The organism is Streptomyces sp. TSRI0107 (genome assembly GCF_001905845.1).
Classification (GTDB): Bacteria; Actinomycetota; Actinomycetes; order Streptomycetales; family Streptomycetaceae; genus Streptomyces.
The window spans coordinates 510,184-534,155 of record NZ_LIVZ01000003.1 but is presented as its reverse complement, the minus strand read 5'-3'; the positions used below and the strand labels follow the sequence as shown (position 1 = coordinate 534,155).

General features: G+C 73.3%; 27 protein-coding genes. 16 read left to right on the top strand and 11 right to left on the bottom strand.

Annotated features, from left to right (window positions below):
• The first annotated feature begins 13 nt into the window (after nucleotides 1-13).
• Both AMK31_RS09365 and AMK31_RS09360 read left to right on the top strand, forming a co-directional pair.
• Nucleotides 14-1,315 carry an alpha/beta fold hydrolase gene (locus tag AMK31_RS09365; RefSeq protein ID WP_073939921.1) on the top strand — a complete coding sequence of 434 codons (1,302 nt, stop codon included), beginning with the start codon at nucleotides 14-16 and terminating at the stop codon, nucleotides 1,313-1,315.
• Nucleotides 1,316-1,361: 46 nt separating this feature from the next.
• On the top strand, nucleotides 1,362-2,099 hold the full coding sequence (locus AMK31_RS09360; protein WP_073939920.1) for a PIG-L deacetylase family protein: 738 nt from the start codon (nucleotides 1,362-1,364) through the stop codon (nucleotides 2,097-2,099).
• Nucleotides 2,100-2,137: 38 nt separating this feature from the next.
• Here AMK31_RS09360 and AMK31_RS09355 read toward each other — a convergent pair whose 3' ends face one another.
• On the bottom strand, nucleotides 2,138-2,338 hold the full coding sequence (locus AMK31_RS09355; protein ID WP_073939919.1) for a DUF5999 family protein: 201 nt from the start codon (nucleotides 2,336-2,338) through the stop codon (nucleotides 2,138-2,140).
• A gap of 140 nt (nucleotides 2,339-2,478) precedes the next feature.
• Here AMK31_RS09355 and AMK31_RS42070 point away from each other — a divergent pair, with 140 nt between their 5' ends.
• Together AMK31_RS42070 and AMK31_RS09345 are read left to right on the top strand one after the other, a co-directional pair.
• Nucleotides 2,479-3,309, top strand: a complete 831-nt coding sequence (locus tag AMK31_RS42070; RefSeq protein ID WP_073939918.1) for a pentapeptide repeat-containing protein — start codon at nucleotides 2,479-2,481, stop codon at nucleotides 3,307-3,309.
• Between the two features lie 119 nt (nucleotides 3,310-3,428).
• Complete coding sequence (locus AMK31_RS09345; RefSeq protein WP_073940136.1) at nucleotides 3,429-4,154, top strand: DUF2470 domain-containing protein; 726 nt, start codon at nucleotides 3,429-3,431, stop codon at nucleotides 4,152-4,154.
• Here AMK31_RS09345 and AMK31_RS09340 read toward each other — a convergent pair.
• The 3 genes from AMK31_RS09340 to AMK31_RS09330 are packed head-to-tail and all read right to left on the bottom strand — an operon-like array spanning nucleotide 4,122 to nucleotide 7,179.
• Nucleotides 4,122-5,324: a lactonase family protein gene (locus AMK31_RS09340; protein ID WP_079186781.1), complete on the bottom strand. Its 1,203-nt coding sequence runs from the start codon at nucleotides 5,322-5,324 to the stop codon at nucleotides 4,122-4,124. The two genes, AMK31_RS09345 and AMK31_RS09340, sit on opposite strands and share 33 nt — an antisense overlap.
• 50 nt (nucleotides 5,325-5,374) lie before the next feature.
• A complete protein-coding gene (locus tag AMK31_RS09335) occupies nucleotides 5,375-6,631 on the bottom strand; it encodes an FUSC family protein (RefSeq protein ID WP_073939916.1) in 1,257 nt (418 codons plus the stop codon).
• Between the two features lie 53 nt (nucleotides 6,632-6,684).
• Complete coding sequence (locus AMK31_RS09330; protein ID WP_073939915.1) at nucleotides 6,685-7,179, bottom strand: FBP domain-containing protein; 495 nt, start codon at nucleotides 7,177-7,179, stop codon at nucleotides 6,685-6,687.
• 342 nt (nucleotides 7,180-7,521) lie between these two features.
• Between AMK31_RS09330 and AMK31_RS09325 the strand changes: the two genes are divergently transcribed.
• Together AMK31_RS09325 and AMK31_RS09320 are read left to right on the top strand one after the other, a co-directional pair.
• Nucleotides 7,522-8,811 (top strand): ROK family transcriptional regulator, encoded by a 1,290-nt coding sequence (locus AMK31_RS09325; RefSeq protein WP_073939914.1) that lies wholly within the window; start codon nucleotides 7,522-7,524, stop codon nucleotides 8,809-8,811.
• Nucleotides 8,812-8,883: 72 nt separating this feature from the next.
• Nucleotides 8,884-9,147, top strand: coding sequence for a hypothetical protein (locus tag AMK31_RS09320; RefSeq protein WP_073939913.1), 264 nt, complete (start codon nucleotides 8,884-8,886; stop codon nucleotides 9,145-9,147).
• 16 nt (nucleotides 9,148-9,163) lie between these two features.
• On the opposite strand, the gene AMK31_RS09315 is transcribed toward AMK31_RS09320, so the two are convergent.
• The 3 genes from AMK31_RS09315 to AMK31_RS09305 all read right to left on the bottom strand — a co-directional run bounded on the left by AMK31_RS09315 (nucleotide 9,164) and on the right by AMK31_RS09305 (nucleotide 12,213).
• A complete protein-coding gene (locus AMK31_RS09315; RefSeq protein WP_073939912.1) occupies nucleotides 9,164-10,192 on the bottom strand; it encodes an SDR family oxidoreductase in 1,029 nt (342 codons plus the stop codon).
• 284 nt (nucleotides 10,193-10,476) lie between these two features.
• Nucleotides 10,477-11,142, bottom strand: a complete 666-nt coding sequence (locus AMK31_RS09310) for an HAD family hydrolase (RefSeq protein ID WP_073940135.1) — start codon at nucleotides 11,140-11,142, stop codon at nucleotides 10,477-10,479.
• Nucleotides 11,143-11,184: 42 nt separating this feature from the next.
• On the bottom strand, nucleotides 11,185-12,213 hold the full coding sequence (locus AMK31_RS09305) for a PHP domain-containing protein (protein WP_073939911.1): 1,029 nt from the start codon (nucleotides 12,211-12,213) through the stop codon (nucleotides 11,185-11,187).
• 138 nt (nucleotides 12,214-12,351) lie between these two features.
• Here AMK31_RS09305 and AMK31_RS09300 point away from each other — a divergent pair, with 138 nt between their 5' ends.
• From AMK31_RS09300 to AMK31_RS09290, 3 genes are read left to right on the top strand one after another with little or no spacing between them, the layout of a single operon-like run.
• Nucleotides 12,352-13,161, top strand: coding sequence for an SDR family oxidoreductase (locus tag AMK31_RS09300; protein WP_073939910.1), 810 nt, complete (start codon nucleotides 12,352-12,354; stop codon nucleotides 13,159-13,161).
• A gap of 4 nt (nucleotides 13,162-13,165) precedes the next feature.
• Complete coding sequence (locus AMK31_RS09295) at nucleotides 13,166-14,185, top strand: DNA topoisomerase IB (protein WP_073939909.1); 1,020 nt, start codon at nucleotides 13,166-13,168, stop codon at nucleotides 14,183-14,185.
• A gap of 44 nt (nucleotides 14,186-14,229) precedes the next feature.
• Nucleotides 14,230-14,466 carry a hypothetical protein gene (locus tag AMK31_RS09290; protein ID WP_073939908.1) on the top strand — a complete coding sequence of 79 codons (237 nt, stop codon included), beginning with the start codon at nucleotides 14,230-14,232 and terminating at the stop codon, nucleotides 14,464-14,466.
• Here AMK31_RS09290 and AMK31_RS09285 read toward each other — a convergent pair.
• The 4 genes from AMK31_RS09285 to AMK31_RS09270 form a co-directional block, all read right to left on the bottom strand.
• Nucleotides 14,463-15,017 carry a VanZ family protein gene (locus AMK31_RS09285; protein WP_073939907.1) on the bottom strand — a complete coding sequence of 185 codons (555 nt, stop codon included), beginning with the start codon at nucleotides 15,015-15,017 and terminating at the stop codon, nucleotides 14,463-14,465. The two genes, AMK31_RS09290 and AMK31_RS09285, sit on opposite strands and share 4 nt — an antisense overlap.
• Nucleotides 15,018-15,091: 74 nt before the next feature.
• Nucleotides 15,092-15,745, bottom strand: coding sequence for a DUF4230 domain-containing protein (locus tag AMK31_RS09280; protein WP_073939906.1), 654 nt, complete (start codon nucleotides 15,743-15,745; stop codon nucleotides 15,092-15,094).
• Between the two features lie 189 nt (nucleotides 15,746-15,934).
• A complete protein-coding gene (locus AMK31_RS09275; RefSeq protein ID WP_079186780.1) occupies nucleotides 15,935-16,309 on the bottom strand; it encodes an anti-sigma factor antagonist in 375 nt (124 codons plus the stop codon).
• Nucleotides 16,310-16,504: 195 nt separating this feature from the next.
• A complete protein-coding gene (locus AMK31_RS09270) occupies nucleotides 16,505-17,455 on the bottom strand; it encodes an NADP-dependent oxidoreductase (RefSeq protein ID WP_073939904.1) in 951 nt (316 codons plus the stop codon).
• Between the two features lie 71 nt (nucleotides 17,456-17,526).
• On the opposite strand from AMK31_RS09270, the gene AMK31_RS09265 reads away from it, so the two are divergent.
• The 7 genes from AMK31_RS09265 to AMK31_RS09235 all read left to right on the top strand — a co-directional run bounded on the left by AMK31_RS09265 (nucleotide 17,527) and on the right by AMK31_RS09235 (nucleotide 23,962).
• Entirely contained in the window at nucleotides 17,527-18,483 is a 957-nt protein-coding gene (locus tag AMK31_RS09265; RefSeq protein ID WP_073939903.1) for a GlxA family transcriptional regulator, read from the top strand.
• Between the two features lie 102 nt (nucleotides 18,484-18,585).
• Complete coding sequence (locus AMK31_RS09260) at nucleotides 18,586-19,437, top strand: hypothetical protein (RefSeq protein ID WP_073939902.1); 852 nt, start codon at nucleotides 18,586-18,588, stop codon at nucleotides 19,435-19,437.
• Between the two features lie 192 nt (nucleotides 19,438-19,629).
• A complete protein-coding gene (locus tag AMK31_RS09255; RefSeq protein ID WP_073939901.1) occupies nucleotides 19,630-21,351 on the top strand; it encodes a sensor histidine kinase in 1,722 nt (573 codons plus the stop codon).
• Between the two features lie 5 nt (nucleotides 21,352-21,356).
• The gene (locus AMK31_RS09250; RefSeq protein WP_073939900.1) at nucleotides 21,357-21,767 is read left to right on the top strand and encodes a roadblock/LC7 domain-containing protein; all 411 of its coding nucleotides are present in this window, start codon (nucleotides 21,357-21,359) and stop codon (nucleotides 21,765-21,767) included.
• Nucleotides 21,764-22,135, top strand: a complete 372-nt coding sequence (locus tag AMK31_RS09245; protein WP_073939899.1) for a DUF742 domain-containing protein — start codon at nucleotides 21,764-21,766, stop codon at nucleotides 22,133-22,135. Before AMK31_RS09250 ends, AMK31_RS09245 begins: the two co-directional genes overlap by 4 nt.
• Nucleotides 22,116-22,721: a GTP-binding protein gene (locus AMK31_RS09240; RefSeq protein ID WP_073939898.1), complete on the top strand. Its 606-nt coding sequence runs from the start codon at nucleotides 22,116-22,118 to the stop codon at nucleotides 22,719-22,721. The genes AMK31_RS09245 and AMK31_RS09240 overlap by 20 nt, the downstream gene beginning before the upstream one ends.
• Nucleotides 22,718-23,962 (top strand): cytochrome P450, encoded by a 1,245-nt coding sequence (locus tag AMK31_RS09235; RefSeq protein ID WP_073939897.1) that lies wholly within the window; start codon nucleotides 22,718-22,720, stop codon nucleotides 23,960-23,962. The genes AMK31_RS09240 and AMK31_RS09235 overlap by 4 nt, the downstream gene beginning before the upstream one ends.
• The last annotated feature ends 10 nt before the right edge of the window (nucleotides 23,963-23,972 follow it).

Genomic DNA, 23,972 nt, shown 5'->3' with positions numbered 1-23,972 from the left:
ACCGGGAGACCCGTTGAGCGTCAGCTACCGCCAGCCCGGCGTCGTCCTCACCGACCGCCGCTTCACCGTGCCCCTCGACCACGCCGACCCGGCGGGGGAGACGATCGAGCTCTACGCGCGGGAGGTCGTCGCCGGCGACAAGGCGCACCAGGACCTGCCCTGGCTGCTCTACCTCCAGGGCGGCCCCGGCTTCGGCGCGAACCGGTTCGTCGGCAGGCAGGCCTGGCTCGGCCGCGCCCTGAAGGAGTACCGCGTCCTCCTGCTCGACCAGCGCGGAACCGGCCACTCCACACCGGCCAACCGCCAGACCCTCCCGCTGCGCGGAGGCCCCGCCGAGCAGGCCGACTACCTCGCCCGGTTCCGCGCGGACGCGATCGTGAAGGACTGCGAGCTGATCCGCCGTGAGGTCACCGGCGGCGCGCCCTGGACCGTCCTCGGCCAGAGCTTCGGCGGCTTCTGCACGGTGAACTACCTCTCCACCGCCCCGGAGGGCCTGGCCGCCGCCGTCGTCACCGGCGGACTGCCGTCCCTGGACGCCCACGCCGACGACGTCTACCGGGCCGCCTACCCGCGCATCGAACGCAAGGTCGCCGCGCACTACGCCCGCTACCCGCAGGACGTCGAGCGGGCCCGCCGGATCGCCGACCACCTGCTGAGCCACGACGTGGTCCTGCCGAACGGCTACCGGCTCACCGTCGAGGCCTTCCAGTCCCTCGGCATCCTCCTCGGCGGCAGCGAGGGCAGCCACCGCCTGCACTTCCTGCTGGAGCACGCCTTCGTCCGCACCCCGCAGGGCCCGGCGCTGTCCGACGCCTTCCAGGAGGAGGCGCAGGGCCTGCTGTCGTACGCCGGACACCCCCTGTACGCCCTCGTCCACGAGGCGATCTACAGCCAGGACGAGCGCCCCACCGCCTGGGCCGCCGAGCGGGTGCGCGCCGAGTTCCCGCAGTTCGACGCGGCCAAGGCGCTCGCGGGCGACGGGCCGCTGCTGTTCACCGGGGAGTGCGTCTACCCCTGGATGTTCGAGACCGACCCGGCGCTGCGCCCCCTGCGCGAGACCGCCGGACTCCTCGCCGCCCGCACCGACTGGACACCGCTGTACGACCCCGCCCGGCTCGCCGCGAACGAGGTGCCGGTCGCGGCGGCGATCTACCACGACGACATGTACGTGGACACGGCCCACTCCCTGGAGACCGCGCGGGGGATCAGGGGCCTGCGCACCTGGGTGACGGACGAGTTCGAGCACGACGGGGTGCGAGCGGGAGGCCCGCGCGTGCTGGACCGGCTCCTGGCCCTGGCGCGAGACGAGGCCTGAGCGAACGCCCCGGGGCGCGGGGCTCTCCTTCGCTACTCTGCGAGCCATGACAGAGATCACCCAGCTGACGCCGATGCCCGAGGACTGGACCCGCGCCCTCGCGGTCGTGGCACACCCGGACGACCTCGAGTACGGCTGCTCCGCCGCCATCGCCCAGTGGACGGCGGCCGGCCGGGACGTCGCCTACGTCCTCGCCAGCCGAGGCGAGGCCGGCATCGACACGCTGGACCCGGCCGAGTGCGGCCCGCTGCGCGAGCGGGAGCAGCGGGCCAGCGCCGCGGCCGTCGGCGTGTCGTCGGTGGAGTTCCTGGACCACCGCGACGGCGTCATCGAGTACGGCACCGCCCTGCGCCGCGACATCGCCGCCGCCATCCGCCGGCACCGGCCCGAGCTGGTGATCACCCTCAACCACCGGGACACCTGGGGCGGCGTCGCCTGGAACACCCCGGACCATGTCGCCGTCGGCCGCGCCACCCTGGACGCGGCCGGCGACGCCGGGAACCGCTGGATCTTCCCCGAACTGGCCGAGCAGGGCCTCCAGCCGTGGGACGGGGTGCGCTGGGTCGCCGTCGCGGGTTCCGCCACGCCCACCCACGCCGTGGAGGCGACGGCGGGACTGGAGGCGGCGGTGCGCTCCCTGCTGGAGCACCGCGCGTACATAGAGGCGCTGACGGACCAGGACCCCGAGACGTACGTCCGGGAGTTCCTGGCCACGACCACCGCGGAGGCGGGGGAGCGGTTCGGCGGGAGGCCGGCGGTGGCGTTCGAGCTGTTCCCGCGCTGAGCCGTTCCCGCTCGAACCGTTCTTCCGCCGACCCGGCGTCAGAGCGCGCCCGTCAGGGCGCCGGTGGCGCGGTGGGGCCGGACCACCCGGCCGTCCGGCAGCAGCTCACCGGTGTCGTCGAAGACGATGGTGCCGTTGCACAGCAGGGTCCAGCCCTGTTCGGGATGGGCCGAGACGGTCACGGCCAGGCAGTGGTCCGGGCTGTCGGAGGTGGGGCAGGGCGGCTGGTGGCTGCACATGGCGTCTCCTCGATGCGACCGTGGGTCGGCTGCTGTCTCCGTAGTAGCCGAGGATGTTTTCCGTTGGATGAGAGGACCCCCACACCGGCGGAAACTCGTCGGTGAGTTTTCGCTCCGGGCGCCCGTCTAGGGTGGAGCGCATGCGTGATCACGAAGGCGACCTGGCCGAGCTGCGCGGCGACTGCGGCAGCTGCTTCGGCCTGTGCTGCGTCGCCCTGCCCTTCGCCGCCTCGGCGGACTTCGCCCGGGACAAGGCGGCCGGCGAGCCGTGCCCCAACCTCCGGGACGACCACCGGTGCGGCATCCACGACCGGCTGCGGAACAAGGGATTCACCGGCTGCACGGTCTACGACTGCTTCGGCGCCGGGCAGAAGGTGTCCCAGGTCGTCTTCGGCGGCGAGGACTGGCGCGCCGGGTCCCGCGAGCACTCCCGCCGGATGTTCGAGGTCTTCCCCGTCGTCCGCCAACTGCACGAACTGCTCTGGTACCTCACCGAGGCCCTGACCCTGCCCGCCGCCCGTCCGCTCCACGCCGAGCTGCGCCGCCTGCGGGAGCGGACCGAGGAGCTGACCCGGCAGAGTCCCGAGGAGATCGCGGCGCTGGACGTCGCCGCGCACCGGCAGGAGGTCAACGTGCTCCTGCTGAAGACCAGCGAGCTGGCGCGGGCGGGGACGCGCGGGCGTAAGAAGGACCGCCGGGGCGCGGATCTGATGGGCGCCCGCCTCAAGGGCGCCGACCTGCGGGGTGCCAGCCTCCGCGGCGCCTGGCTGATCGCCGCCGACCTGACCGGCGCCGACCTGCGGGGCGCGGATCTGATCGGCGCCGATCTGCGGGACGCCGACCTCACCGACGCCGATCTCACCGGCGCCTTCTTCCTGACCCAGCCGCAGGTGAACGCGGCCCGCGGCGGGCCGGGCACCCGGCTGCCGCGCTCGGTGACCCGCCCGGCGCACTGGACCGGAGCGGCCTGAACCACGCGCTCCGCCGACGCGCCGGTGATCCACGGCTTTGCCACGCGTGGTTGGCGTACACCCCGATCTTCGGTAGGTTAGGTGAGGCTTACCTAAGGAGGATTCGGATGGGTGACGGGATGGGAGACGGCCACGTCTGGGCGGCCGTGCCCGCCGCGGCGGAGCGTGCCCGGTCGGTGCTGGCCGCCGCGTGGTCGTGCGCGGTGTCCGCGGAGGGTGTCCGCGAGGAGCTGGTCGGCGCGCACACCGTGACCGAGGACGGCAGAGTGATCCTGCACGTGTCCGACGACAGCGCCCTGCTCGCCGCCGCGATCTGCGCGCCGCGCGGCGAGCCGTCCGCCGTCCTGGAGTTCGCCGACGTCGCCCCCGTCCCGCTGCGCAACCGGATCCGCGCCCGGCTGTCGCTCGCCGGCTGGTTCACCGTCCGGGACGGCGACCTCGTCTTCCAGGCCAGTCGCGTCATGCTGCACCGCACCGCGGGCCTCGACCTGATCGACCTCGACGAGTTCGCCACGGCCGCCCCCGACCCGCTGGCCACGGCCGAGGCCCGGCTGCTGACCCACCTGGCCGACGCCCACCCCGACGCCGTCGAGCGGCTCACCCGGCTCGTCGAGCCGGGCAGCCTGCACGGCGCCCTGCGGGTGCAGCCGCTCGCCGTCGACCGGCACGGGCTGACCCTGCGCATCGAACGCCGCCGCGCCCACGGCGACGTACGGCTGGCCTTCCACCGGCCCGCCGACGACGTCGCGCAGCTCACCGAGCGGATGCACGTGCTGCTGTCCCAGGCGAGCGCCGCGAACTGCCCGCGCACGCTACAGCGGCAGCGCGCAGACGGCGACGGGTGAGGCGTACGGCTCGCCCGCGAGCCGCAGCCCGCCGCTCGCGCCGTCCACGTGGAAGACGGAGACCGTGCCGGACCGCTGGTTCGCCGTGAACAGCAGCCGCCCGTCCGGCGAGAAGGCGATCTGCCGCGGGAAGTCCCCCGCCACCGGCACCGTGCCGAGCAGCCGCAGCCGCGCCCCGTCCTCCTCCACCGCGTACCGGGCCAGACTGTCGTGCCCGCGGTTGGCGAGAAACGCGTACGCGCCGTCCGCGGTGACCAGGATCTGCGCCGGATAGTTGGTGACATCGCCGTCCGCGCCCGTGGACTGCCCCTCGCCGATGTCCAGGCGGCCGCTGTCCGGGTCGTAGGCGCAGACCGCGACCGTGTCGTCGACCTCGTTGGCCAGATACGCGTACCGGCCGCCGGGATGGAAGGTCAGGTGACGCGGACCGGCGCCCGGCCGGGTGCGGGCCCGCGCGACCTCCGTGAGCGTGCCCTTTTGCTCGTCGAGGCGGTACGTGTACACCGTGTCGGTGCCGAGGTCCACGGCGAGGACATGGCCGCCGTCGGGGCTGGTGAGGATCTGGTGGGCGTGCGGCCCGTCCTGCCCCGGCCCGGGCGCGGGACGCGAGTGCGTGACGAGGTCGGTGCGCTCGCCCGGCGCGCCCGAGGCGTCGATCGGGTGCACGGCCACGCTGCCCGAGGCGTAGTTCGCGCTGAGCAGCCAGTGGCCGCCGGGGTGCACCGACAGATGGCACGGGCCCGCGCCGCCGGTGCTCCGGCTCCCGAGTATTTTCCGGTCGGCGAGCCGTACGGCGGTCACCGCGCCGTCCGCCCGCTCGCTCACCGCGTACACGACGCGCCCGTTCGGATGCGCGGCGAGATACGACGGATCGGCCACCCCGGTGAGCGTGCCGGCCGCGCTCACACGGCCGGTCGCCGGGTCGTACGAGGCCACCGCGATGCCGGTGCCGCCGCCCTCGGCGGAGGTGTACGTGCCCAGGTACAGCGGCCGGGGACCGGACCGGGACGCGGACGCGGGCGGGGACGGGGACGGCCGGCGGGATGCCTTGCCCGGCGTGCCCGGCCGGCCCCCGGGCGCGTCGCCCTCCGCTCCCGGCGCGGACGAGCAGGCGGCCGCCGCGGGGAGCGCGGCGAGCGTGCCCAGGAAGCGGCGCCTGCTGAAGCCCATCGATGTCCCCCTCGGTTCGCCGGCCGGTGTTCCGCTGCCGCCCCACCGTCTCATGTGGTGCGGCGGCGGGCCGCGGCCAGCCGGTCCCGCAGCCGCCGACGGGTGATGCGCGCCCGGTCCCGCAGCCGGGTCAGCCACGGCCGGCGTTCGCGCTGCTCCCGGGTGCTGCGGTCCAGCTCCTCCAGCAGCCGGCGCGAGCGGTGCTCGATGTCCAGCTCGTCGATGATGCGGTTCGCCTCGGCCAGCACCGCGCCGTACAGCTGCCACTGCCGAGGGTCGCGGCGCACCTCCTCCAGCAGCATGCCGGCCAGCTTGTCCCGAGTGGCCGCCGCCCGGTGCAACTCGGCGGCAAGCCGCTCCTCGGCCGACTCGGCGTTGGTGCTGACATGGGTGGTGACCAGCACCGAGAAGCTGACGATCGCGTCCGCGATCTCGGCCAGCAGCTGCTCCACCACGGCGCCGGTCCCCGGCTCGAACAGCGGCTCCGGCTCCCGCTCCTTCGCCAGGTCGGTGAGGGAGCGCGCGATCACCCGCAGCACGACCGTGCAGATCTCCAGCGTGTCCAGGCCGGTGCGCAGCACGATCCGGTGCAGCAGCCCCTCGCGCACCCTGGGGTTGAGCCGCAGGCTGTCCTCGGCCTGCCGCAGCGCCGCGTCCACCTGCACGATGTCGTGGTCCAGCCGGCGGGCCTCGTGCAGCCGCTCGGCCGCCCGCTCCACCGGGGTGCGGCCCGCCGCCTCCTCGCCGACCCGCAGCATCAGCTGCCGCATCCGGCGGGCCAGCCCCTCGATCGACTCGCCCGCCTCGCCCACCCACACGGGCGGCGGCAGCAGCACATTGCAGGCGAGCCCCACGACCGCGCCGATCAGTGTCTCCAGCACCCGCGCCCACGCGTACTCCCCGACGGCGGTGACACCGAGGACCAGCATCGCGCTGATCGCCACCTCCGCCACGTACTCGTCGACCCGCACCAGATGGCCCACCGCCAGTGCCACCATGATCACCAGCGCCAGGCTCCACCAGGTCAGACCCACCAGCAGACTGAAGGCGATGGCGACCAGCACCCCCGCCACGACGGAGTTCACCCGGCGGATGCCGTTGGTGATGGTGGCGTAGAGGGTGACCTGGACGACCAGCAGGGCGGTCAGCGGCGCGGTGAGCGGGGCCGCCTCGGGGCTCAGCCGCAGCGCGATGACGTATGCGACGGTCGCGGCGAACGTCGAGCGCAGGGACTGGACGACCACCGGGTCACGACGCCGCTGCACCCATCGCACGACAGGACCCGGCCACTCACGTACATCTCGCATCCCTTGCGCTGTTCCCCGTCACTGTGGACGTCGAACGTCCCACATGGGTTCGTTCAGGCGTTCAGCTTGTCCAGGAAGGCGAAAAGATTGCCGGTCATGCGGGCGATCTGCTCCTCCAGCGTCAGGCTCTCCTCGAACCGGGCACCGCTCTCCGGCACCTTCTTGCCCCGCACGTAGAGCGAGCAGGCGAGGTCCGTGCACATGTACAGGCCGACCGAGTTGCCCTCGCGGCCGGCGGCCCCCGCCTTGCGGGCGGTCATCAGGGAGACCCCGCCACGCGGATGGCCGGTCAGGCACAGGCCGCACATGCTGCGCTGGAGGAAACCGCGCTGCGGGGGCGGGAAGCGCAGGGTGACGCCGACCGGGCGCCCGTCGCGCTCGACGACCAGATAGCTGCGGTCGGGCGCCCCGGAATCCCGCCAGCCCAGGAAGTCGAGATCGTCCCAGGGGCGTTCGTCGAGGTCCCGGGGGACGGGCAGGCGCTTGGCCTCGCCCTTGGAGCAGTTGACGAAGGAACCGCGGATGTCCTTCTCGGTCAGCGGTCGCACGGGGTGCCTCCTGTAGACGAACCGAAAGCTAGGGGGTCTAGGTTTCGCGGGGTCCAGGGTAGGCGGCTGATGAATGGGTGTGCCATCGATTTATGACGTGCCGGCTCGCCGTCGGGCGCGTGTACGTCTGCGGCGACGGCGCCCGCATGGCCCCGGGCGTGCGCGAGGCGTTCCGTACCCTGTACCGGGAACGCGCCCCGGGTGCCGACGAGGCGGCCGCCGCCGCGTGGCTCGACACGCTGGACACATGCCGGGAAGCGGAACGTCCCGCTTCGCTCAGCCCATTAATTAAGTGGCTGAGTAATATGAGGCGCAGGCGGGGACGGGTTCGGGAGGAGCCACATGGCGGAGCGGAACGGGCGGACGGTACGCGACCTCAGGCGGGCCAACCGGACGGCGGTGCTGCAACGGCTCTACTTCGACGGGCCGCTCAGCCGCTTCGAGCTGGGCCCGGCGACGGGACTCAGCTCCGGTTCGGTCAGCAACGTGGTCGCCGACCTCGTCGCGGACGGCCTGGTCGAGGAGGCCGGCAGCGTCGACTCCGACGGCGGCCGGCCCCGCACCCTGCTGCGCGTGGCCCCCGGCAGCGCCCACATGATCGGCGTCGACGTCGGCGAGACCCGGGTGCGGATCGAGCTGTTCGACCTGGCCCTCACCGAACTCGCCCGCGCCGAACGCCCCCTGGGCCAGCGGCGCTACGACGTCGACGTGATCGTCGGCCACATCCGCGACGGCGTCGCCGAGGTCACCGAGAGCGCCGGCGTCGACCCCGAGCGGCTGCTCGGCGTCGGCATAGGCGTACCCGGCATCGTCGAGCGCACCCCGGAGCGCGGCGCCGTGGTGCACGGCCAGACGATCGGCTGGGACGCCGTCCCGCTGGAGGAACTGCTCCGTACCGGCTCCGGGCTCCCCGGCACCGTCCGCTGGTTCATCGACAACGGCGCCCGCACCCTCGGCCAGGCCGAGATGTGGTTCGGCGGCGGACGCGGCGCCCGCAACGCGGTCGTGGTGCTGTTCGGCTCCGGCGTCGGCGCCTGCCTGGTCACCCCCGAGGTGGAGCACGGACGGGCCGTCGAGTGGGGCCATCTGACCGTACGGGTCCGCGGCCGCCGCTGCCGCTGCGGGGCGCTCGGCTGCCTGGAGGCCTACGCGGGCGCCGAGTCGCTGCTGGAGCGCTGGCGCGAGGAGGGCGGCCGGCCGCCCGAGGGCACCGACGAGGAGACCGCGCTGACCGCGATGCTCGCCGCCGCCTACCCGGCCGACGGCGGCACGGCCGACGCCGCCGCGCTCGCCGTGCTGGAGGAGACCGCCGAGTACCTGGGGGCGGGCCTGTCCGACCTGATCAACCTCTTCCAGCCCGAGCGGATCCTGATCGGCGGCTGGGCCGGACTCCAGCTCGGCGCCGGGTTCCTGCCCGCCGTACGCGCGCACGCCAAGGCGTACGCCCTGCGGCACCCGGCCGAGCAGGTCACCATCGACCTGGGACGGCTCGGTCCGGACGCGGTCACCGTCGGCGCCGCCATCCTGCCGCTCGCCGACTTCTTCGCCCGCGGCGGCCGCCGCCCCGAGCCCGCCCCGCAGGGCCCCGCACCGGCCTGGCGGGCCGTGCTGGAGGAGCGGGCACCGCGCTGAGCGGGGATTTCGGCGCGTGCCGGGCGGGTACTCGCGTGGCGCTCGAGAAGCCCGAGCCGAGAGGAGTACGCCGTGGACGAGCGCCGGGACGAAGAGTCGGGCCGGGGCACCGGGCCCGTGGGCCGGGACCTGCCCGACCAGCAGGTGAGCGAGGAAGAGGACCCGTGGGACGTGCCCATGGGGCCGTCGGGACCGGAGAGCACGCACCGCACCGAGGACGACGCCGCGTCCGCGGACGTCCCGGACACCGACGAGGCGGGCACCGGCCGGCGAGGCGACCAGCGCGCCGACACCGTGCACCCCGAGCACCCGGGACCGGAGGAGTCGCCCGCCTGAGCGGGGGCCGGGCGGCTCACCCGACCTTGCGCCCGCGCAGTGGTTCGGTGTCCGCCCCCGCCCCCTGCTGGAGGCCCTGCAGGAACTCCTCCAGCACCTCGGTGGCCGTACGGGTCGGCTGCCAGCCGAGCTCGGCCTGCGCGCGGGAGCAGTCCATCAGCGGCAGCCTGAGCACCGCGTCGAACAGATGCGGGGACGCGGGCAGCAGCCGCAGGCCCCACGCGGCGGCGATCGCCGAGCGCGCCGCGGTGCGCGGCATCCGTACCGGCCGGGTGTTCAGCATCCCGCCCAGCAGCTCGGCGTCCACGGGCGGATCCGCGGCGAGGTTGAACGCGCCCCGGACGTCCGACCAGAGGGCCAGCCGGTATGCCTCGGCGGCGTCGTCGGTGTGCAGCGCCTGCACCCGCAGTCCGGGGATGTCCGGCAGGAACGGCAGCAGCTCGGGGCGCGCCAGCGGCCCCGGCAGGAACCGGCCGCCGAAGATCCGGCGCTGCTCGCTCGCCGACTCCCGCTTGAACAGGAAAGCCGGACGCATCCGCACCACCCGGGTGTCCGGATGGTCCCGCTCGAAGGTGTCCAGGGTCCGCTCCAGATAGGCCTTCTCCCGGCAGTAGGCGGCGTCCGGCCAGCCGTGCGTCGGCCAGGACTCGTCCACCGTCTGGTCCTTGGGGCCCGGCGAGTAGGTGCCGACCGAGGAGGCGTGCACCAGCGTCCGCACCCCGGCCGCGGCCACCGCGTCGAAGACCCGGATGCCGCCGAGCACGTTCGTCCGCCAGGTCCGCGCCGGATCGTGCGTCGGCTGGAACGCCCAGGCCAGATGGATGACGGCGTCCGCGCCGCGGAACTCGCTCACCAGGTCGGCCCGGTCCGAGGACAGATCGACCGCCGACCACTCCGTCTTCTCCGGCGCCCACTGCGGTGTCCGGCGGGCCAGTCCCCGCACCGAGCCGACCATCGGATCCTCCGACAGGAGGCGCACCACGCTGGTGCCGACGTTGCCGGTGGCGCCCGTCACCACGACCCTGCTGCCCGCTGTGCTGCTCACTGTCGGCTCCTCTCGGCCGGTTGCTCCGCGGGAGGGCCGAGTACCCGGACGAGAACAGGAAAAAAGCCCCGACCGGACGGGGGAATCACGGTCGGGGCGGCAGGTGGTGGGCGCGGATGGCGGTCGCCTCTCGGCGAGACGCTCCACAGGGCTTCAGCCGAACGATCGTCCCTGTGGGCAAAAGGTGAGGCCCGGGGACACTGTCCCATCCGCACCCACGGACGGTTCAACGGGCAACCACTTCGGGATGTTCCGGCATCCGCCGTCCCGGGCGGTGACCTCCGTCACGTCAGTGCGGCCAGGGGACTGTCCGCCAGGGACGCCAGCAGATGCGCGGGATCGTCGTACACCGCGTCCGCGCCGGCCCGCTCCAGGTCGGCCCGCGGAATGCCGCCGCACAGCACGCCCACGCACCGCACCCCGGCCCGGCTGCCGGCCTTCATGTCCCACACCGTGTCGCCCACGAACACCGCCCGCCCGGCCGGCACCCCGGCCAGCTCCAGCGCCTGCTGGACCGGCTCGGGGGAGGGTTTGCCCGCCTCGACGTCCTCCGCGCTCGCCGTCGCGGTGATGGCGTCGTCCGCGTCGAGGGCGCGGCGCAGCGCGGACAGCTCCGGGCCGCTCGCCGAGGTGGCGAGGACGACCTTCCAGCCGTCGCCGTGCAGCCGCCGCAGCAGGTTCCCGGCGTCCCGCAGCGCGGGCAGCCGGTCGAAGAACTGCCCGTACAACGCCTTGTGGGCGGTGCTCAGATCACCGTCCCGCTCCTTGTCCCGGTCCTCGCCCAGCAGCCGCTCGATCAGGTCGCCCGAGGGCAGCCCCACCGCGCGGTGCACGGCATGCATCGGCACCTGGTGCCCCGCCTGGCGGAAAGCCTCCCACCAGGCCGTGACATGGAGGTGATTGGTGTCGACGAGCGTCCCGTCGACATCGAACACCGCCGCACGTTCCATGATCCGCATTCCCTTCGCTCTCCGAGCAACGAGTCACCGAACTCAGGCCGCCGGAACCCGCCCCTCCCGGGTCCACGCCAGCAGCTCCTCCACCGACCAGCCGGTCACCACCCGCTCGGGCGGCACCCCGCACTCCTCCGCGCGCTCGCACCCGTTGATCTGCCAGTCCAGCTGGCCCGGCGCGTGCGCGTCGGTGTCGATCGAGAACAGCACGCCCGCCGCCACGGCCCGGCGCAGCAGCCGGCGCGGCGGGTCCAGGCGCTCCGGACGGCTGTTGATCTCCACCGCCGTGCCCGCCTCCGCGCACGCCGCGAACACCGCGTCCGCGTCGAACTCCGACTCCGGCCGCCCCCGCCCGGTCACCAGCCGCCCCGTACAGTGCCCCAGCACATCGGCGTGCGGATCGCGTACGGCGGTCACCATCCGGCGGGTCATCGACCGGGCGTCCATGCGCAGCTTGGAGTGCACCGACACCACCACGACGTCCAGCCGCTCCAGCAGCTCCGGCTCCTGGTCCAGCGAGCCGTCCTCGAGGATGTCGCACTCGATCCCGGTCAGCAGCCGGAACGGCGCCCACGTCTCGTTCAGCGCGGCCACCACGTCCAGCTGCTCCCGCAGCCGCTCGGCGGACAGTCCCCGCGCCACCGTCAGCCGCGGGGAGTGGTCGGTGAGGGCCACCCAGTCGTGCCCCAGCCCGATCGCGGCCCGCCCCATCTCCTCGATCGGGCTGCCGCCGTCCGACCAGTCGGAGTGCACATGGCAGTCCCCGCGCAGCAGCGCCCGCAGCTCCGCCCCGCCACGCCGCCGCGCCGGGGCCATGGCTTCGCTCTCCAGCTGCTCCAGATACCCCGGCACCTGCCCGGCCAGTGCCTCCCGCACCACCTGGGCGGTCTTCGGCCCGACGCCCTTCAGCGACTCCAGCGACCCGGCCTCGGCCCGCTGCCGCACCTCCTCCGCGGGCAGCGCCGCCAGCACCCTGCCCGCCGTACGGAAGGCACGCACCCGGTACGTCGGCGCCAGTGACCGCTCCAGCAGGAACGCGATCCGGTCCAGGGCCTCGACGGGATCCATGGTCACCTCCTCGTCCAGGCCTCCAGAGTTCCCCAGGCCCCGCCGCCCCGCACCACGGAGCAGGCGGTTTGCCCCCTGCCTGCCCGGGTACTGCCGACAACCGCAGGGCGCCGACGTCCCCGACCGGAGGAGGCCCCGATGTCCGTCCCCACCGCACGGCACCCCAAGAGCGCCGTCATCACCGGCGCCGACTCCGGCATCGGCCGGGCCACCGCCGTACGGCTGGCCCGCGCGGGCCTGGACGTCGGCGTCACCTGGCACCACGATCTGAAGGGCGCCGAGGAGACCGCCGAAGAGGTCCGCGCCCACGGGCAGCGGGCGGAGGTGGCGCACATGGACCTCACCCGGCTGCCCGACGCCACGGACGCCGTCGACGAGCTCGCCGACCGGCTGGGCCGCCTCGACGTCCTGGTGAACAACGCCGGCACGGGCACCGCCACCCCGTACCTGGACCTGAAGCTGTCCACCGTCCGCGAGGTCCTCGACATCGACCTCGTCGGCCCCTTCCTGTGCGGGCAGCGGGCGGCCCGGCACATGATCCGGCAGGGCGACGGGGGCCGGATCGTCAACGTGACCTCCGTGCACGAGCACCAGCCGAGGGTGGGCGCCGCCCCCTACTGCGCGGCCAAGGGCGGCCTCGGACTGCTCACCCAGGTCATGGCCCTGGAACTCGCCGAGCACGGCATCACCGTCAACGCCGTCGCCCCCGGCGAGATCGCCACGCCCATGACCGGCCAGGAGGACACCGACGTGACCGAGGAGCGCCGCCCCGGCGTCCCGCTCGGCAGGCCCGGCGACGCCCGCGAGGTGGCCGCCGTGATCGCCTTCCTCGCCGGCCCCGACGCCTCGTACGTCACCGGCGCCTCGTGGGCCGTCGACGGCGGCATGCTCCGGATGGGCCCGCAGGCCGGCTCGCACCTGACCGGCGACGACTGGCGGCGCCCCTGAGACCGTGCGCCTGCGCTGCAGCTCCTGGGACCACCCCGGCCTCACCCGGGTCCGCCACGGCCGCGGATTCCGCTACCTCGACCAGCACGGCGACCCGCTCACCGACCCCGGACAGCTGGCCCGCGTCCGCGCTCTGACCATCCCGCCGGCCTGGCGGGAGGTGTGGATCTGCCCCTGGCCCGACGGCCACCTCCAGGCCGTCGGCACGGACGACGCCGGACGCCGTCAGTACCTGTACCACGCGGAGTTCCGGGCCCGGCAGGAGCAGGCCAAGCACGAGCACGTCCGCGAGGTCGCCGCCGCCCTGCCCGGCCTGCGTACCAGCGTCACCGCCGGCCTGTCCGGCCGGGGCCTGAGCCGGGAACGGGTCACCGCCTGCGCGGTACGCCTGCTGGACCTCGGCTTCTTCCGCATCGGCAGCGACCGGCACACCCGCGAGAGCGAGACCTACGGCCTGACGACGATGCTCCGCGAGCACGTGCGCTGCGGCCGGGGCGAGATCGCGTTCAGCTATCCGGCCAAGGGCGGCGTCGAGACGATGCGGGCGCTGGTGGACGACCAGGCGCACGCGGTGGTCTGCGCCCTGCTGCGCCGCCCGGTGCGCGGCGGGCAGCGGCTGCTCGCCTTCTGGGAGCGGCGGGCGTGGCACGACCTGCACGGCGACGACCTGAACGAGGCCCTGCGCCGGCTGTCCGGCACCGAGATCACCGCCAAGGACTTCCGCACCTGGCACGCCACCGTGCTGGCCGCCGTCGCGGTGGCCGTCACCGCCGAGGGCGGCCGCGGCACCCCGGCGTCCCGTCGCCGCCAGACGGCGCGGGCCGTCCGCGAGGTCAGCCACTACCTGGGCAACACACCGGCGGTGTGCCGGTCCTCGTACATCGACCCACGCGTGTTCGAACTGTTCGAGCAGGGTCGTACGATCGCGCCCACGCTCAGCCGGCTCGGCGAGCACGGCGACTTCGGCCGGCCCGCCACCCAGGGAGCCGTCGAGGCGGCCGTCCTGGAGCTGCTGACCGCGTGACGCGTCCGGATGCCGATGGCCGGAACCGTCCTACGCTTTATGGCATGACCGAAGTCGCGAGCCCGCATATGTCCCACCCGCGGATCATGGTGCTCGGTGTACAGCCGGGCAGCCCGCCGTTCCGCATCATGGAGATCGACGGCGAAGTGGTCGGTCAGGCCAGGACCGTCACCGACGTCCTGAGGACCGCCGCCGCCTTCGGCATCACGGTGCACGACCTGGACGACCCGGACGTGGTGCGCTGGGTGGGCGGCGACAAGTTCACCTGGACGCCGCACTAGGGGGCGTCTCGTCGATCACGCCGGCCACGCGCGTGCACCGCGCGTCCCAGCCGCCGTCCCAGCAGCAGATAGCCCGCCAGCGCGCCCGTCGTGTTGAGGATGACGTCGTCGATGTCGAAGGCGCGCCCCGTCACCACCGAGCCCTGGGCCAGCTCCACCAGCAGCATCACGAACGCGGTGAGCAGCAGCACCCGCACGATGCCGCGCGCCCGGGGCGCGAGCACCGGCACGAGGACGCCGAAGGGCACGCCGAGCAGCAGATTGCCGCCGACCTGCTTGACCGCGTCGCGCAGCGCGGGCTGGTCCAGATAGGCCCGCAAGGAGCGGCCCGGACGCAGATTGCTGTGCGTCAGCGCCTCGGAGGCGGGGGAGGGCTCCAGCGTGAGCCGGGCCAGCACCACCGCGAACGCCACCATCATCACGAACGCGCAGACCATCGCCAGCGCGCGGCCGCCGGCGGCGAGCAACCGCCGGGGCGCGGGCTTGCGCCCGCTGTCCTCCTCGGGTCGCGGCCGCGACGGTAACAGGGAGCGCAGGGCGCCCGGTACCATGCCGTCCTCCAGTCTTCAACTGCCGTCTGTAGCAAGCCGGTTACCCCCGGCGAGTCCTTCGATGCGGAGTCCGCTCAGCCGTTGCCGTAGCGCACCCGCACCTCCTTGAAGCCGAGGGAGCCCAGCAGCCCCTCGAGCATGTCCGTGGTGTTCTTCTCGGCCCGCGCGGTCAGTCCGCTGTCCCTGGCCGCCTCGCCGATGTGCCGCACCGCGAGCCGCTGCACGGCCTGTTCGCCGTTCGGGTTGTCGGAGAACAGGTCACCGAGCCGGTCGAGGAGCCCGCGCTGCTTGGAGACGGCGTAGGAGCGCTCGGGGTCGAGGGCCGGCGTGCCGAGCGCCGCGTGCGGCAGCCGCAGCGTGGCCGAGGTCCGGTCCTCGTTCACCGTCACGTCGTCCTCGCCGAGCTTGCCGAGGTCGACGTACGCGTCGACGGTGCCCGCGCCCACGTACAGGGTGCGGGTGCCGCGCACCGCGTCCGGCAGGTACTTGGTGTCCTTCTCCAGGTCCACCACCACCTGGAAGTTGCCGGACGCCGCCTCGTAGCGGCTGATGTCCCGGACCGACCGGAGCAGTGCCGGACCGGAGCGGTCGTGGGTCTCGGTGCCGAACACGTCCTTCAGTCCCGGGAGCACGCTCAGCCGCAGCCCGGCCAGCAGCACCACGAGCACCAGCACGACGGCGGCCAGGGCCTTGGCCCAGCCCGGTATCCGACCGAGGGAAGTCGCCATGGTGACGCACCACCTTCCTCCACCCGTTCGAATGCCCCTCAGTTCCCGTCCCAGACCGGTCAGTCGGCCATCTACGCTCCTTGCCGGGGCGCGCGGGAGCGCACCGGCGGTCTGCGCCCTGTTCGTGGTGACGAGGGCGGCCGGACCGTGGGTGCGGGGCGGCTCACGCGGTTCAGCGAGTGAGCGGGTTCAGCGGGCGGGGCTCTCGGGACGGTCGAGGGCGGCGTCCCGGGTCGGCTGCGCGGGCAGCAGCCGTAACAGGCCCGCGGTGCGCAGCACCCGCAGGGTCTGCGGGTGGGCGCAGACCAGGGACAGCCGTCCACCGCGGGAGAGCACCCGGCTGCGGGCCCGGTACAGCAGGCGCAGCCCGGACGCGTCGAAGAACTCGACCGGGCCGAGGTCGATCACGATCCGCGGGGCGGGCGACGCGGTCGCGTCGTCCAGGTGCGGGGCGATCTCCTCGGCCGCGACGATGTCGATCTCCCCGCGGAACTCCAGGACCGTGTGGCCACGGTCCTGGAGGACGCGCACATACCGGGAGAGCGGTGCAGGCTCCTGCTGCACGACGACATCGCCTCCAACCAGCCCCGAGTCGGCGCACAACTGCGCGCCCTGCCCTGCAAGTTACCCTCGCGGACTGAATTTCAGCATGTTCGATTGTCATATGTCTGTGAATTGCGACCGAGTTCTTTCGTGTCGTGAGCGAAGTGGCGAGACACGGCCGCTGACGACGCCGACGACGCGGTCGACGGCACCGCCTCAGTCCATCAGCAGCACCAGCTTCCCGGTGGTCCGGCCGGTGTCGCCGAGCCGGTGCGCCTCGGCCGCCTCGGCCAGCGGGAACGTGCCCGCGATCGTGGCGCGCAGCTGCCCCGCCTCGACCAGTTCGGCGATCGCGCGCATGCCGGTGCGGTCGGCGTCCACCAGCATCCGCAGCGCCCGCACTCCGAGCCGGTCGGCCTCCTCGTAGAAGTCGTCCGACCCGACCGGGAGGATCGAGACCACCAGCCCGCCCGGACGCAGGACCCGCAGCGAGCGCACGGACGTGTCGCCGCCGATCGTGTCCAGGACGACGTCGACGTCCTTGACCGCCTCGGCGAAGTCCGTCTCCCGGTAGTCGATCACCTCGTCCGCGCCCAGCTCCCGCAGGAAGTCGTGCTTGCCGGCGCTCGCCGTGCCGATCACGTACGCGCCGCGCGCCTTGGCGATCTGCACGGCCACGTGCCCGACCCCGCCGGCCGCCGCGTGGATCAGCACCCGCTGCCCGGACCGCAGGTCCGCCGTCTCCACCAGCGCCTGCCACGCGGTCAGCGAGACCAGCGGCAGCGCGCCCGCCTGGGTGTGGTCGATCCCGGCCGGCTTGGGCGCCAGGGCGCGGGCCGGGACGGTGACGTACTCGGCGTGCGAGCCGTGGCCGAACGGGTACGGCAGCATGCCGAAGACCTCGTCGCCGGGCCGGAAGGCGGCCACCCCGATGCCGGTCTCCACCACCTCGCCGGAGACGTCCCAGCCCAGGACGAAGGGCGGCTCGCCCAGGAAACCGCCGGTGGCGCGGTGCTTCCAGTCGGTCGGATTGACGCCGGCCGCCCGGACCCGCACCAGTACCTCGTTGGGCCGGGGAGCGGGCCGCTCCCGCTCGACGACCTTCAGGACCTCGGGACCGCCGAGGACGTCCTGGCTGATGGCTCGCATCGTGTTCACATCGTTCATGGTGAACCAGCCTGCCGGGCTCCGCCCGCCCGGACAATGGCATGATTGCCACTCTTCGATAGGATCGTGCCATGCGTGGTGAACGGCGGACCGAACGGGTCGTGGTCCTGGCGCTCGACGGCGTCTATCCCTTCGAGCTGGGCATCCCCAGCCGTATCCTCGGCGCCGCCGACGGCCGGTACGAGGTGCTGACCTGCACCGTCGACGGCCGGCCGGTGCGCAGCAACGCCGACTTCACGATCGGTGTGCAGCACGGTCCCGAGGCCCTGGAGACCGCCGACACGGTGGTCGTCGCCCCCGTCGCGCCGTCCGCCGTGACCGCCGAGCTGCCCGACGACGTACGGGCCGCGCTCGCCCGCATCCGGTCCGGCACCCGGGTGGTGTCCATCTGCACCGGTGCGTTCGTGCTCGCCGCGGCCGGGCTGCTGGACGGGCGCAGGGCCACCACCCACTGGCAGGTGGCCGACCTCTTCCGCAGCAGGTACCCGCACATCGACCTGGACCCCGACGTGCTCTTCGTCGACGACCACCCGTTCCTCACCTCGGCCGGGGCCGCCTCCGGCGTCGACGTCTGCCTGCACCTGATCCGCAAGGACCACGGCAGCCACCTCGCCAACACCGTCGCCCGGCGCTGTGTCGTGCCGCCGTTCCGGGACGGCGGCCAGGCGCAGTACATCGAGCGGCCCGTCCCCGAGACCGGGGCCGCCGCCACCGCAGCCACCCGGGCCTGGGCCCTGCAGCACCTCGACCAGCCGCTGACCCTCTCCGAACTCGCCGCGCACGCCCGGATGAGCCTGCGCACCTTCGCCCGCCGCTTCCACGACGAGGTGGGCCTCAGCCCCGGCCGCTGGATCGTCCAGCAGCGCGTCGCCCAGGCCCGCCAGCTGCTGGAGGCCAGCGACCTGACGGTCGACCAGATCGCGGCCCGGGTCGGCTTCGCCACCGGCGCCTCCCTGCGCCAGCATCTGAACGCGGCGATCGGCGTCTCACCCCAGACCTACCGCCGGACATTCCGCGCGACCCGCTGACCCGGACAGCGCCGCCCTGCGCCCCCGGGACGAACGTTCCGGCCCCTCACCCCGTCTCAGGAGCGGCAACGTCACGGCGGTGAACAGAGAACGGGGCGGCGGATGCGTAACAGGTTCTGGGCGGGCGCGGTGTTCACGATCGCGGCGGTCGGCGGATGCGTCGGCGGCGGTGACGGGGACATCCTGGTCGAGGGCACGCCGCCCGCCACGCCGTACCGCGGACCGCTGCACGTGCCGGCCCGGGACCTCGACGAGGACGGCCCGCGGGCGACCCGGATCGAGTCGGGCGCGGCGGGGCGGGCGCTGGAGTGCGACGGGGAGATCTACTCCGGTGGCGCGGGCGAGGCGTGGAGCGAGGGGGACGGCGGTGACACACCCGAGGAGGGGCTGGCCGCCTACTTCGACATGGAGCAGCCCGGCGTACCGCGCTCCGGCTACCGCGTGGAGCGCGAGGAACGCGACCGTGTGCTGTTCTCCTACGACGTCGCGGGACGCACGAAGGTCGCGGTCGTCGTCGCCAAGGACCGCGAGAACGCACCGGGTTGGGGACCGGAGACCTCTGCCTCCTGCGACCCGGCGGAGCTGCCGGCGAGCTTCACCGACACCCAGTGGTACGAGATCTGGACGGATGCGCACGGCAATCGCGTCCCGATCACCGAAGTGAACTCCTCGAAGGGCCCGGCCCACTGCGACTGGCAGGCCGCCCACTTCCTGGAGCTGGGCGGCGGCCACGACGGCAACTACGCCCGCGACCCCGAGGGCGTCCTGCCCGACGGGATGCTCACCGGCGCGTACGACGGCGACGCCCGTATGCCCGCCGGCGCCCGCGACACCGGGTTCCGCCGTGACGATCGTGAACTTTGGGTGACGGACGACCCCGCCAGGATCTACGTGCGCACCCCCGACGGTGTCGAGGCCTGGCCCAGGGTCGCGGACGGAATGGGTTGCCGCTGACCCCGGAGAGTGACGGAACCCTCACCTCCGTACCGGTGGTGAGGTTGATCCTTTCGCATTGAAACCAGATAAGCTCCCGTCCAGCGCTGCGAGTTGACGCGATCGCGAACGGTCGGCTCGTGGTGCGTACTCATGAGTGCGGTCCCCCATGCACACCCACCTGATCGATCGTGTTGTTTTCGAAGGATGCAGATGGAACTCGCCACTCCGCCGCCGGCGGCGCGGCCCCCTGTCGCCTGGTACAGCTGGTGGCTGATGCCACTGGCCTTAGGGGGCGGGACGGTTGCCGCCACTTTCATGAGCTCGGAGCGAATAACCGCGGCCGTCGCCGGCGCCGCGGCGACGGCGGCCGGCTCGGTCTGTGTGCGCCTGCTCATTCGCACCCAGACCCAGCTGCGCCGTGCGGAGAGCGGGTTCCGCGCCGCCCAGGCCGAGCACTCCCAGCAGTGGCAGCAGCACATGGCCGGGCTGGAACGCAAGCACGCCGCCGAACGCGCCGCCCAGGAGGAACTGCTCACCGACCAGTCGCGGGCCTACGAGGCGCGACTCGTCGAGCAGTCCGAGGCCTACGAGGCACGGATCGCCGAGCAGTCCCAGGCCTACGAGGTACGACTCGCCGAACAGGCCGACGGCTACGAGGCGCGGATCGCCGAGCAGACCGGCCTGTGGCAGGAGCAACTCGCCCACCAGCAGGCCGCGGTGTCCCACCTCGCCGACAAGCAGCTTCCCGAGGCGCTGAACCGGCTGCGCGCCGGTGACGCCATCGACGACCTGCTGCCCTCGGTGGACCGGTCCGCCAAGGTCGCGGTCGAACTCCAGGCCGACCTCCGCAAGGTGTTGCGCACCGCGCTGATCGGCGTCGAGGAGGAGTTCAACCGCTCCACCTCCGCCGAGCAGGCCGTCGTCGGTATCGGCAACCGGATCCACGTCCTCACCAGCAAGCTGCGCGGCCGGCTGCACGAACTGCAGGGCGAGCACGGCCGTCTCCCGGCCGTCGCGCGCGGCCTGATGGAACTGGACCAGGCGATCGGCCCCGCCGACTGTCTCGCCGCCAGCATCGGCGTGCTCGGCGGCTCGGACCGCCCGGGACGGCAGTGGCAGGAGCCGCAGCGCCTGCTCAGCGTGGTCCGCGGCGGCATCGGCCGGATCAAGGAGTTCCACCGCGTCGACGTACGCCATCTGCCCGAACTCGGCGTGGACGGCGGTCTGGTGGACCACCTCACGCTGATCTTCGCGCACCTCCTGGACAACGCCACCCGCTACTCGCCGCCCACCGAGCCCGTGCTCGTCTCCGGCAAGGAGGTGCCGAACGGCGTCGGCATCGAGATCCAGGACTCCGGCAAGGGCCTGAGCGACGAGAAGAAGCGCGAGGCCGAGCACGCCCTCGCCGGCACCGCGTCCGGGCCCGGCCTCGGCGGCATCTCGGAGGACGCCAACATCGGCCTGCGGGTCGTCGGCGCCCTCGCCCGCCGCTACGGCATCCGGGTCACCTTCGCCGACTCGCCCTGGCTCGGCACCTCGGTGGTGGTCGTGGTCCCGCACAAGTACTTCAGCCCGCTGCCCGCGGCAACCCCCGCCGTCCCCGCCGCGGCCGCCGCCCCCGCAGCCGCGCCGGTCACGGTGCCCGCCCAGGCCCCGGCGGAGGCCGCCGACGCCGGTGAGACCACGCCCGGCGGACTGCCCCGGCGCCGCAGCAGGCGCAGCGAGCCGGCCCGGCACCAGCCGGCCGAGCGCACCGGTCCGGCCGGTGAGGACACCGCCGTCCCCGCCGTCCCGCCGGACGCCTCCTTCGCCGGCCTGGCCGCCTTCGCCTCCGCCGGACGCCTGCCCGGAGAGGACTCCGGCCCGGCCACCGACCGCGCAACCACCGCCGGACGCGAGTCCGCCGAGCACCGCACTGAAGAGAGCGACTAGTCCACATGACGCAACAGGGAACCGACGTGAGCTGGGCGCTCCGCGATCTGGTGGAGAGCATCCCGGAGATCCGCTTCGCCCTCGTGGCCTCCAGCGACGGCAAGGCCATCACCTCCTTCGGCGCCGAGGACCCGGACGACGTGGACCGCTTCGCGGCCGTGGTGGCCGGCCTCCAGGCCCTCGCCCAGCCGGTCGCCGAGCAGTTCCCCAAGTACGCGGGGAACCTGCGGCTGGCGATGATCGAGGTCGACGGCGGACACCTCTTCGTCGTCCGCGCGGGCGTCGAGACGTATCTCGGCGTGCTCGCCCGCGAAGGCCTCGACCAGGGCCTGCTCGGCCATCAGATGAGGGACCTGGCCCGCAGGATGGGTGAACTCCTCGGCACCACTCCGCGCCTGGAGGAGCACTCTGGATGAGTGCTCCCCGCCGGCCGACCGACCCGTCCGGTCTCGAGCGTTACTACGTCCTCACCAAGGGGCGTAGCGGACCGGGCGGTTCGGCGTCGAGCCTCGACGTGGCGACCCTCATCGTCTCCCGCGCCGCCCCGGCGCCGGGCATGCAGCACGAGTACGCGGACATCCTGCGGCGCTGCCGCGATCCGCTGTCGGTGGCCGAGCTCGGCGCCCACCTGGGGCTGCCCTTCAACATTCTCGCGGTGCTGCTGGCCGACCTGTTGCAGGAAGGCCACGTCGAAGCCCGTGATCCCATCCCGGCGCACGACGCCGGTCGCGGGCCCGACATCGCGCTCCTGGAGGAGGTACTCAGTGGACTTGAAAGGCTTTGACCGGCCCGGCGCCCCGGCGTCGGGGGACACCCGCTCGGTGAAGGTGATGATCGCCGGCGGGTTCGGCACCGGGAAGACCACCTTGGTCCGGTCGGTCAGCGACATCAAGCCGCTCACCACCGAGGAGACCCTGACCCAGGCCAGCGCCGACGTCGACCACCTCATCGGCGTCGCAGAGAAGACGGAGACCACCGTCAGCCTGGACTTCGGCAAGATCAGCCTCAACGACAGCCTGATGCTGTACCTGTTCGGCACCCCCGGCCAGGAGCGGTTCTGGTTCCTGTGGAACGGGCTGTTCAAGGGCGCGCTCGGCGCGGTCGTCCTGGTCGACACCCGCCGGCTCGCCTCCAGCTTCCGGGCGATCGAGGAGATGGAGCGGCAGGACGTGCCCTTCGTCGTCGCCCTGAACGTCTTCCCCGACTCCAGGGAGTTCCCCGTGGAGGAGATCAGGGACGCCCTCGACATCTCCCCGCACATCCCGATCGTGGCCTGCGACGCCCGCGACCGGGCCTCCAGCCGTGACGTCCTGGTCACGCTCATACGCCACCTGAAGGAACGTTCAGCCGTCGCACGGGAGTCCCGATGAACGCCCAGCCCTTAAACGATCCCGGTACACCGCGCGGTTGCCCCTTCGGCCATGACACCGAGCGCACCCGGCTGTACGGGCCGGAGGCGGCGACCGACCCGCGCGGCATCTACGAGCGGCTGCGCAAGGAGCACGGCTCCGTCGCGCCGGTGCTACTGGAGGGCGACATCCCCGCCTGGCTGGTACTGGGCTACCGGGACAGCCGGCGAGTGCTCGACAACCCCCTCAGCTTCCCCCGGGACGCGCGGATCTGGCGGGACTGGCGGGAAGGCCGGGTCGCGGAGAACTCTCCGCTGGTCCCGATGCTCGCCTGGCGCCCCGACTGCGTGTCCCAGGACGGCGAGGCGCACCGCCGGCTGCGCGGTGCCGTCAGCGACGGGCTGCAGTCCGCCGCCGACCGCGGTGTCCGGCGCCACGCCACGCACTTCGCCAACAAGCAGATCGACTCGTTCGCGGACTCCGGCCGCGCCGATCTGGTGGCGGACTACGCCGACCTGCTGCCGATGCTTGTGGTCGCCCGCCTTCTGGGGCTCGCCGAGGCGGAGGGGCGTCGCCTGGTCGAGTCCTGCGCCCAGGTGATGAAGGGCGGCGAGGACGCCGTCATGCACGACGGCGTGATCAGGGAGATCTTCGGTGAACTCGCCGAGCGCAGGCGGTCCGAACCCGGCTCCGACCTTGCCACCGGCCTGCTGGAGCATCACGCGGCGCTCGACCACGACGAGGTCGTGGCCCACCTGCGCGTGGTGCTGATCGCCGCGCACGTCACGACCAGCCTGCTGGCCCGGGTGCTGGAGCTGGTCCTGACCGACCCCGCCCGGCTCTCCGGGCTGATCAGTGGTCAGCTGAACATCTCGGCGGTGGTGGAGGAGGCCATGTGGAACTCTCCGCCGCTGGCGGTCCTGCCGGGGCGCTTCGCCGCCAGCGATGTCGAACTGGGCGGGCACCGCATCGAGGAGGGCGACCTGCTCGTGCTCGGTCTCGCCCCGGGCAACCTCGACCCCGAGGTCCGTCCCGACCCGGATGTCTCGGTGCACGGCAACCAGGCGCACCTGGCGTTCGGCGCGGGCCCGCACGAGTGCCCCGGGCAGAACATCGGGATGTCCATCATCGAGGTCGCGGTGGACGTCCTGCTGCACCGTCTGCCGGGCCTGCGCCTGGCCGTGCCGCCGGAGGAGCTGGGCTCGACCGCGTCCACGTGGATGTCCCTGCTGGACAGCCTGCCGGTCGAGTTCCAGGTGTAGGTATGCCCAG

Bases quoted from the DNA above. Each gene is read 5' to 3' on its own strand.
- AMK31_RS09360 (WP_073939920.1), top strand. From the start codon at position 1,362: ATGACAGAGATCACCCAGCTGACGCCGATGCCCGAGGACTGGACCCGC.
- AMK31_RS09285 (WP_073939907.1), bottom strand. From the start codon at position 15,017: ATGGTACCGGGCGCCCTGCGCTCCCTGTTACCGTCGCGGCCGCGACCC.
- AMK31_RS09255 (WP_073939901.1), top strand. From the start codon at position 19,630: ATGGAACTCGCCACTCCGCCGCCGGCGGCGCGGCCCCCTGTCGCCTGG.
- AMK31_RS09260 (WP_073939902.1), top strand. From the start codon at position 18,586: ATGCGTAACAGGTTCTGGGCGGGCGCGGTGTTCACGATCGCGGCGGTC.
- AMK31_RS09250 (WP_073939900.1), top strand. From the start codon at position 21,357: ATGACGCAACAGGGAACCGACGTGAGCTGGGCGCTCCGCGATCTGGTG.
- AMK31_RS09235 (WP_073939897.1), top strand. From the start codon at position 22,718: ATGAACGCCCAGCCCTTAAACGATCCCGGTACACCGCGCGGTTGCCCC.
- AMK31_RS09335 (WP_073939916.1), bottom strand. From the start codon at position 6,631: ATGCGAGATGTACGTGAGTGGCCGGGTCCTGTCGTGCGATGGGTGCAG.
- AMK31_RS09345 (WP_073940136.1), top strand. From the start codon at position 3,429: ATGGGAGACGGCCACGTCTGGGCGGCCGTGCCCGCCGCGGCGGAGCGT.
- AMK31_RS09280 (WP_073939906.1), bottom strand. From the start codon at position 15,745: ATGGCGACTTCCCTCGGTCGGATACCGGGCTGGGCCAAGGCCCTGGCC.
- AMK31_RS09325 (WP_073939914.1), top strand. From the start codon at position 7,522: ATGGCGGAGCGGAACGGGCGGACGGTACGCGACCTCAGGCGGGCCAAC.
- AMK31_RS09305 (WP_073939911.1), bottom strand. From the start codon at position 12,213: ATGGATCCCGTCGAGGCCCTGGACCGGATCGCGTTCCTGCTGGAGCGG.
- AMK31_RS09300 (WP_073939910.1), top strand. From the start codon at position 12,352: ATGTCCGTCCCCACCGCACGGCACCCCAAGAGCGCCGTCATCACCGGC.
- AMK31_RS09265 (WP_073939903.1), top strand. From the start codon at position 17,527: ATGCGTGGTGAACGGCGGACCGAACGGGTCGTGGTCCTGGCGCTCGAC.
- AMK31_RS09290 (WP_073939908.1), top strand. From the start codon at position 14,230: ATGACCGAAGTCGCGAGCCCGCATATGTCCCACCCGCGGATCATGGTG.
- AMK31_RS09340 (WP_079186781.1), bottom strand. From the start codon at position 5,324: ATGGGCTTCAGCAGGCGCCGCTTCCTGGGCACGCTCGCCGCGCTCCCC.
- AMK31_RS09355 (WP_073939919.1), bottom strand. From the start codon at position 2,338: ATGTGCAGCCACCAGCCGCCCTGCCCCACCTCCGACAGCCCGGACCAC.
- AMK31_RS09245 (WP_073939899.1), top strand. From the start codon at position 21,764: ATGAGTGCTCCCCGCCGGCCGACCGACCCGTCCGGTCTCGAGCGTTAC.
- AMK31_RS42070 (WP_073939918.1), top strand. From the start codon at position 2,479: ATGCGTGATCACGAAGGCGACCTGGCCGAGCTGCGCGGCGACTGCGGC.
- AMK31_RS09270 (WP_073939904.1), bottom strand. From the start codon at position 17,455: ATGAACGATGTGAACACGATGCGAGCCATCAGCCAGGACGTCCTCGGC.
- AMK31_RS09310 (WP_073940135.1), bottom strand. From the start codon at position 11,142: ATGGAACGTGCGGCGGTGTTCGATGTCGACGGGACGCTCGTCGACACC.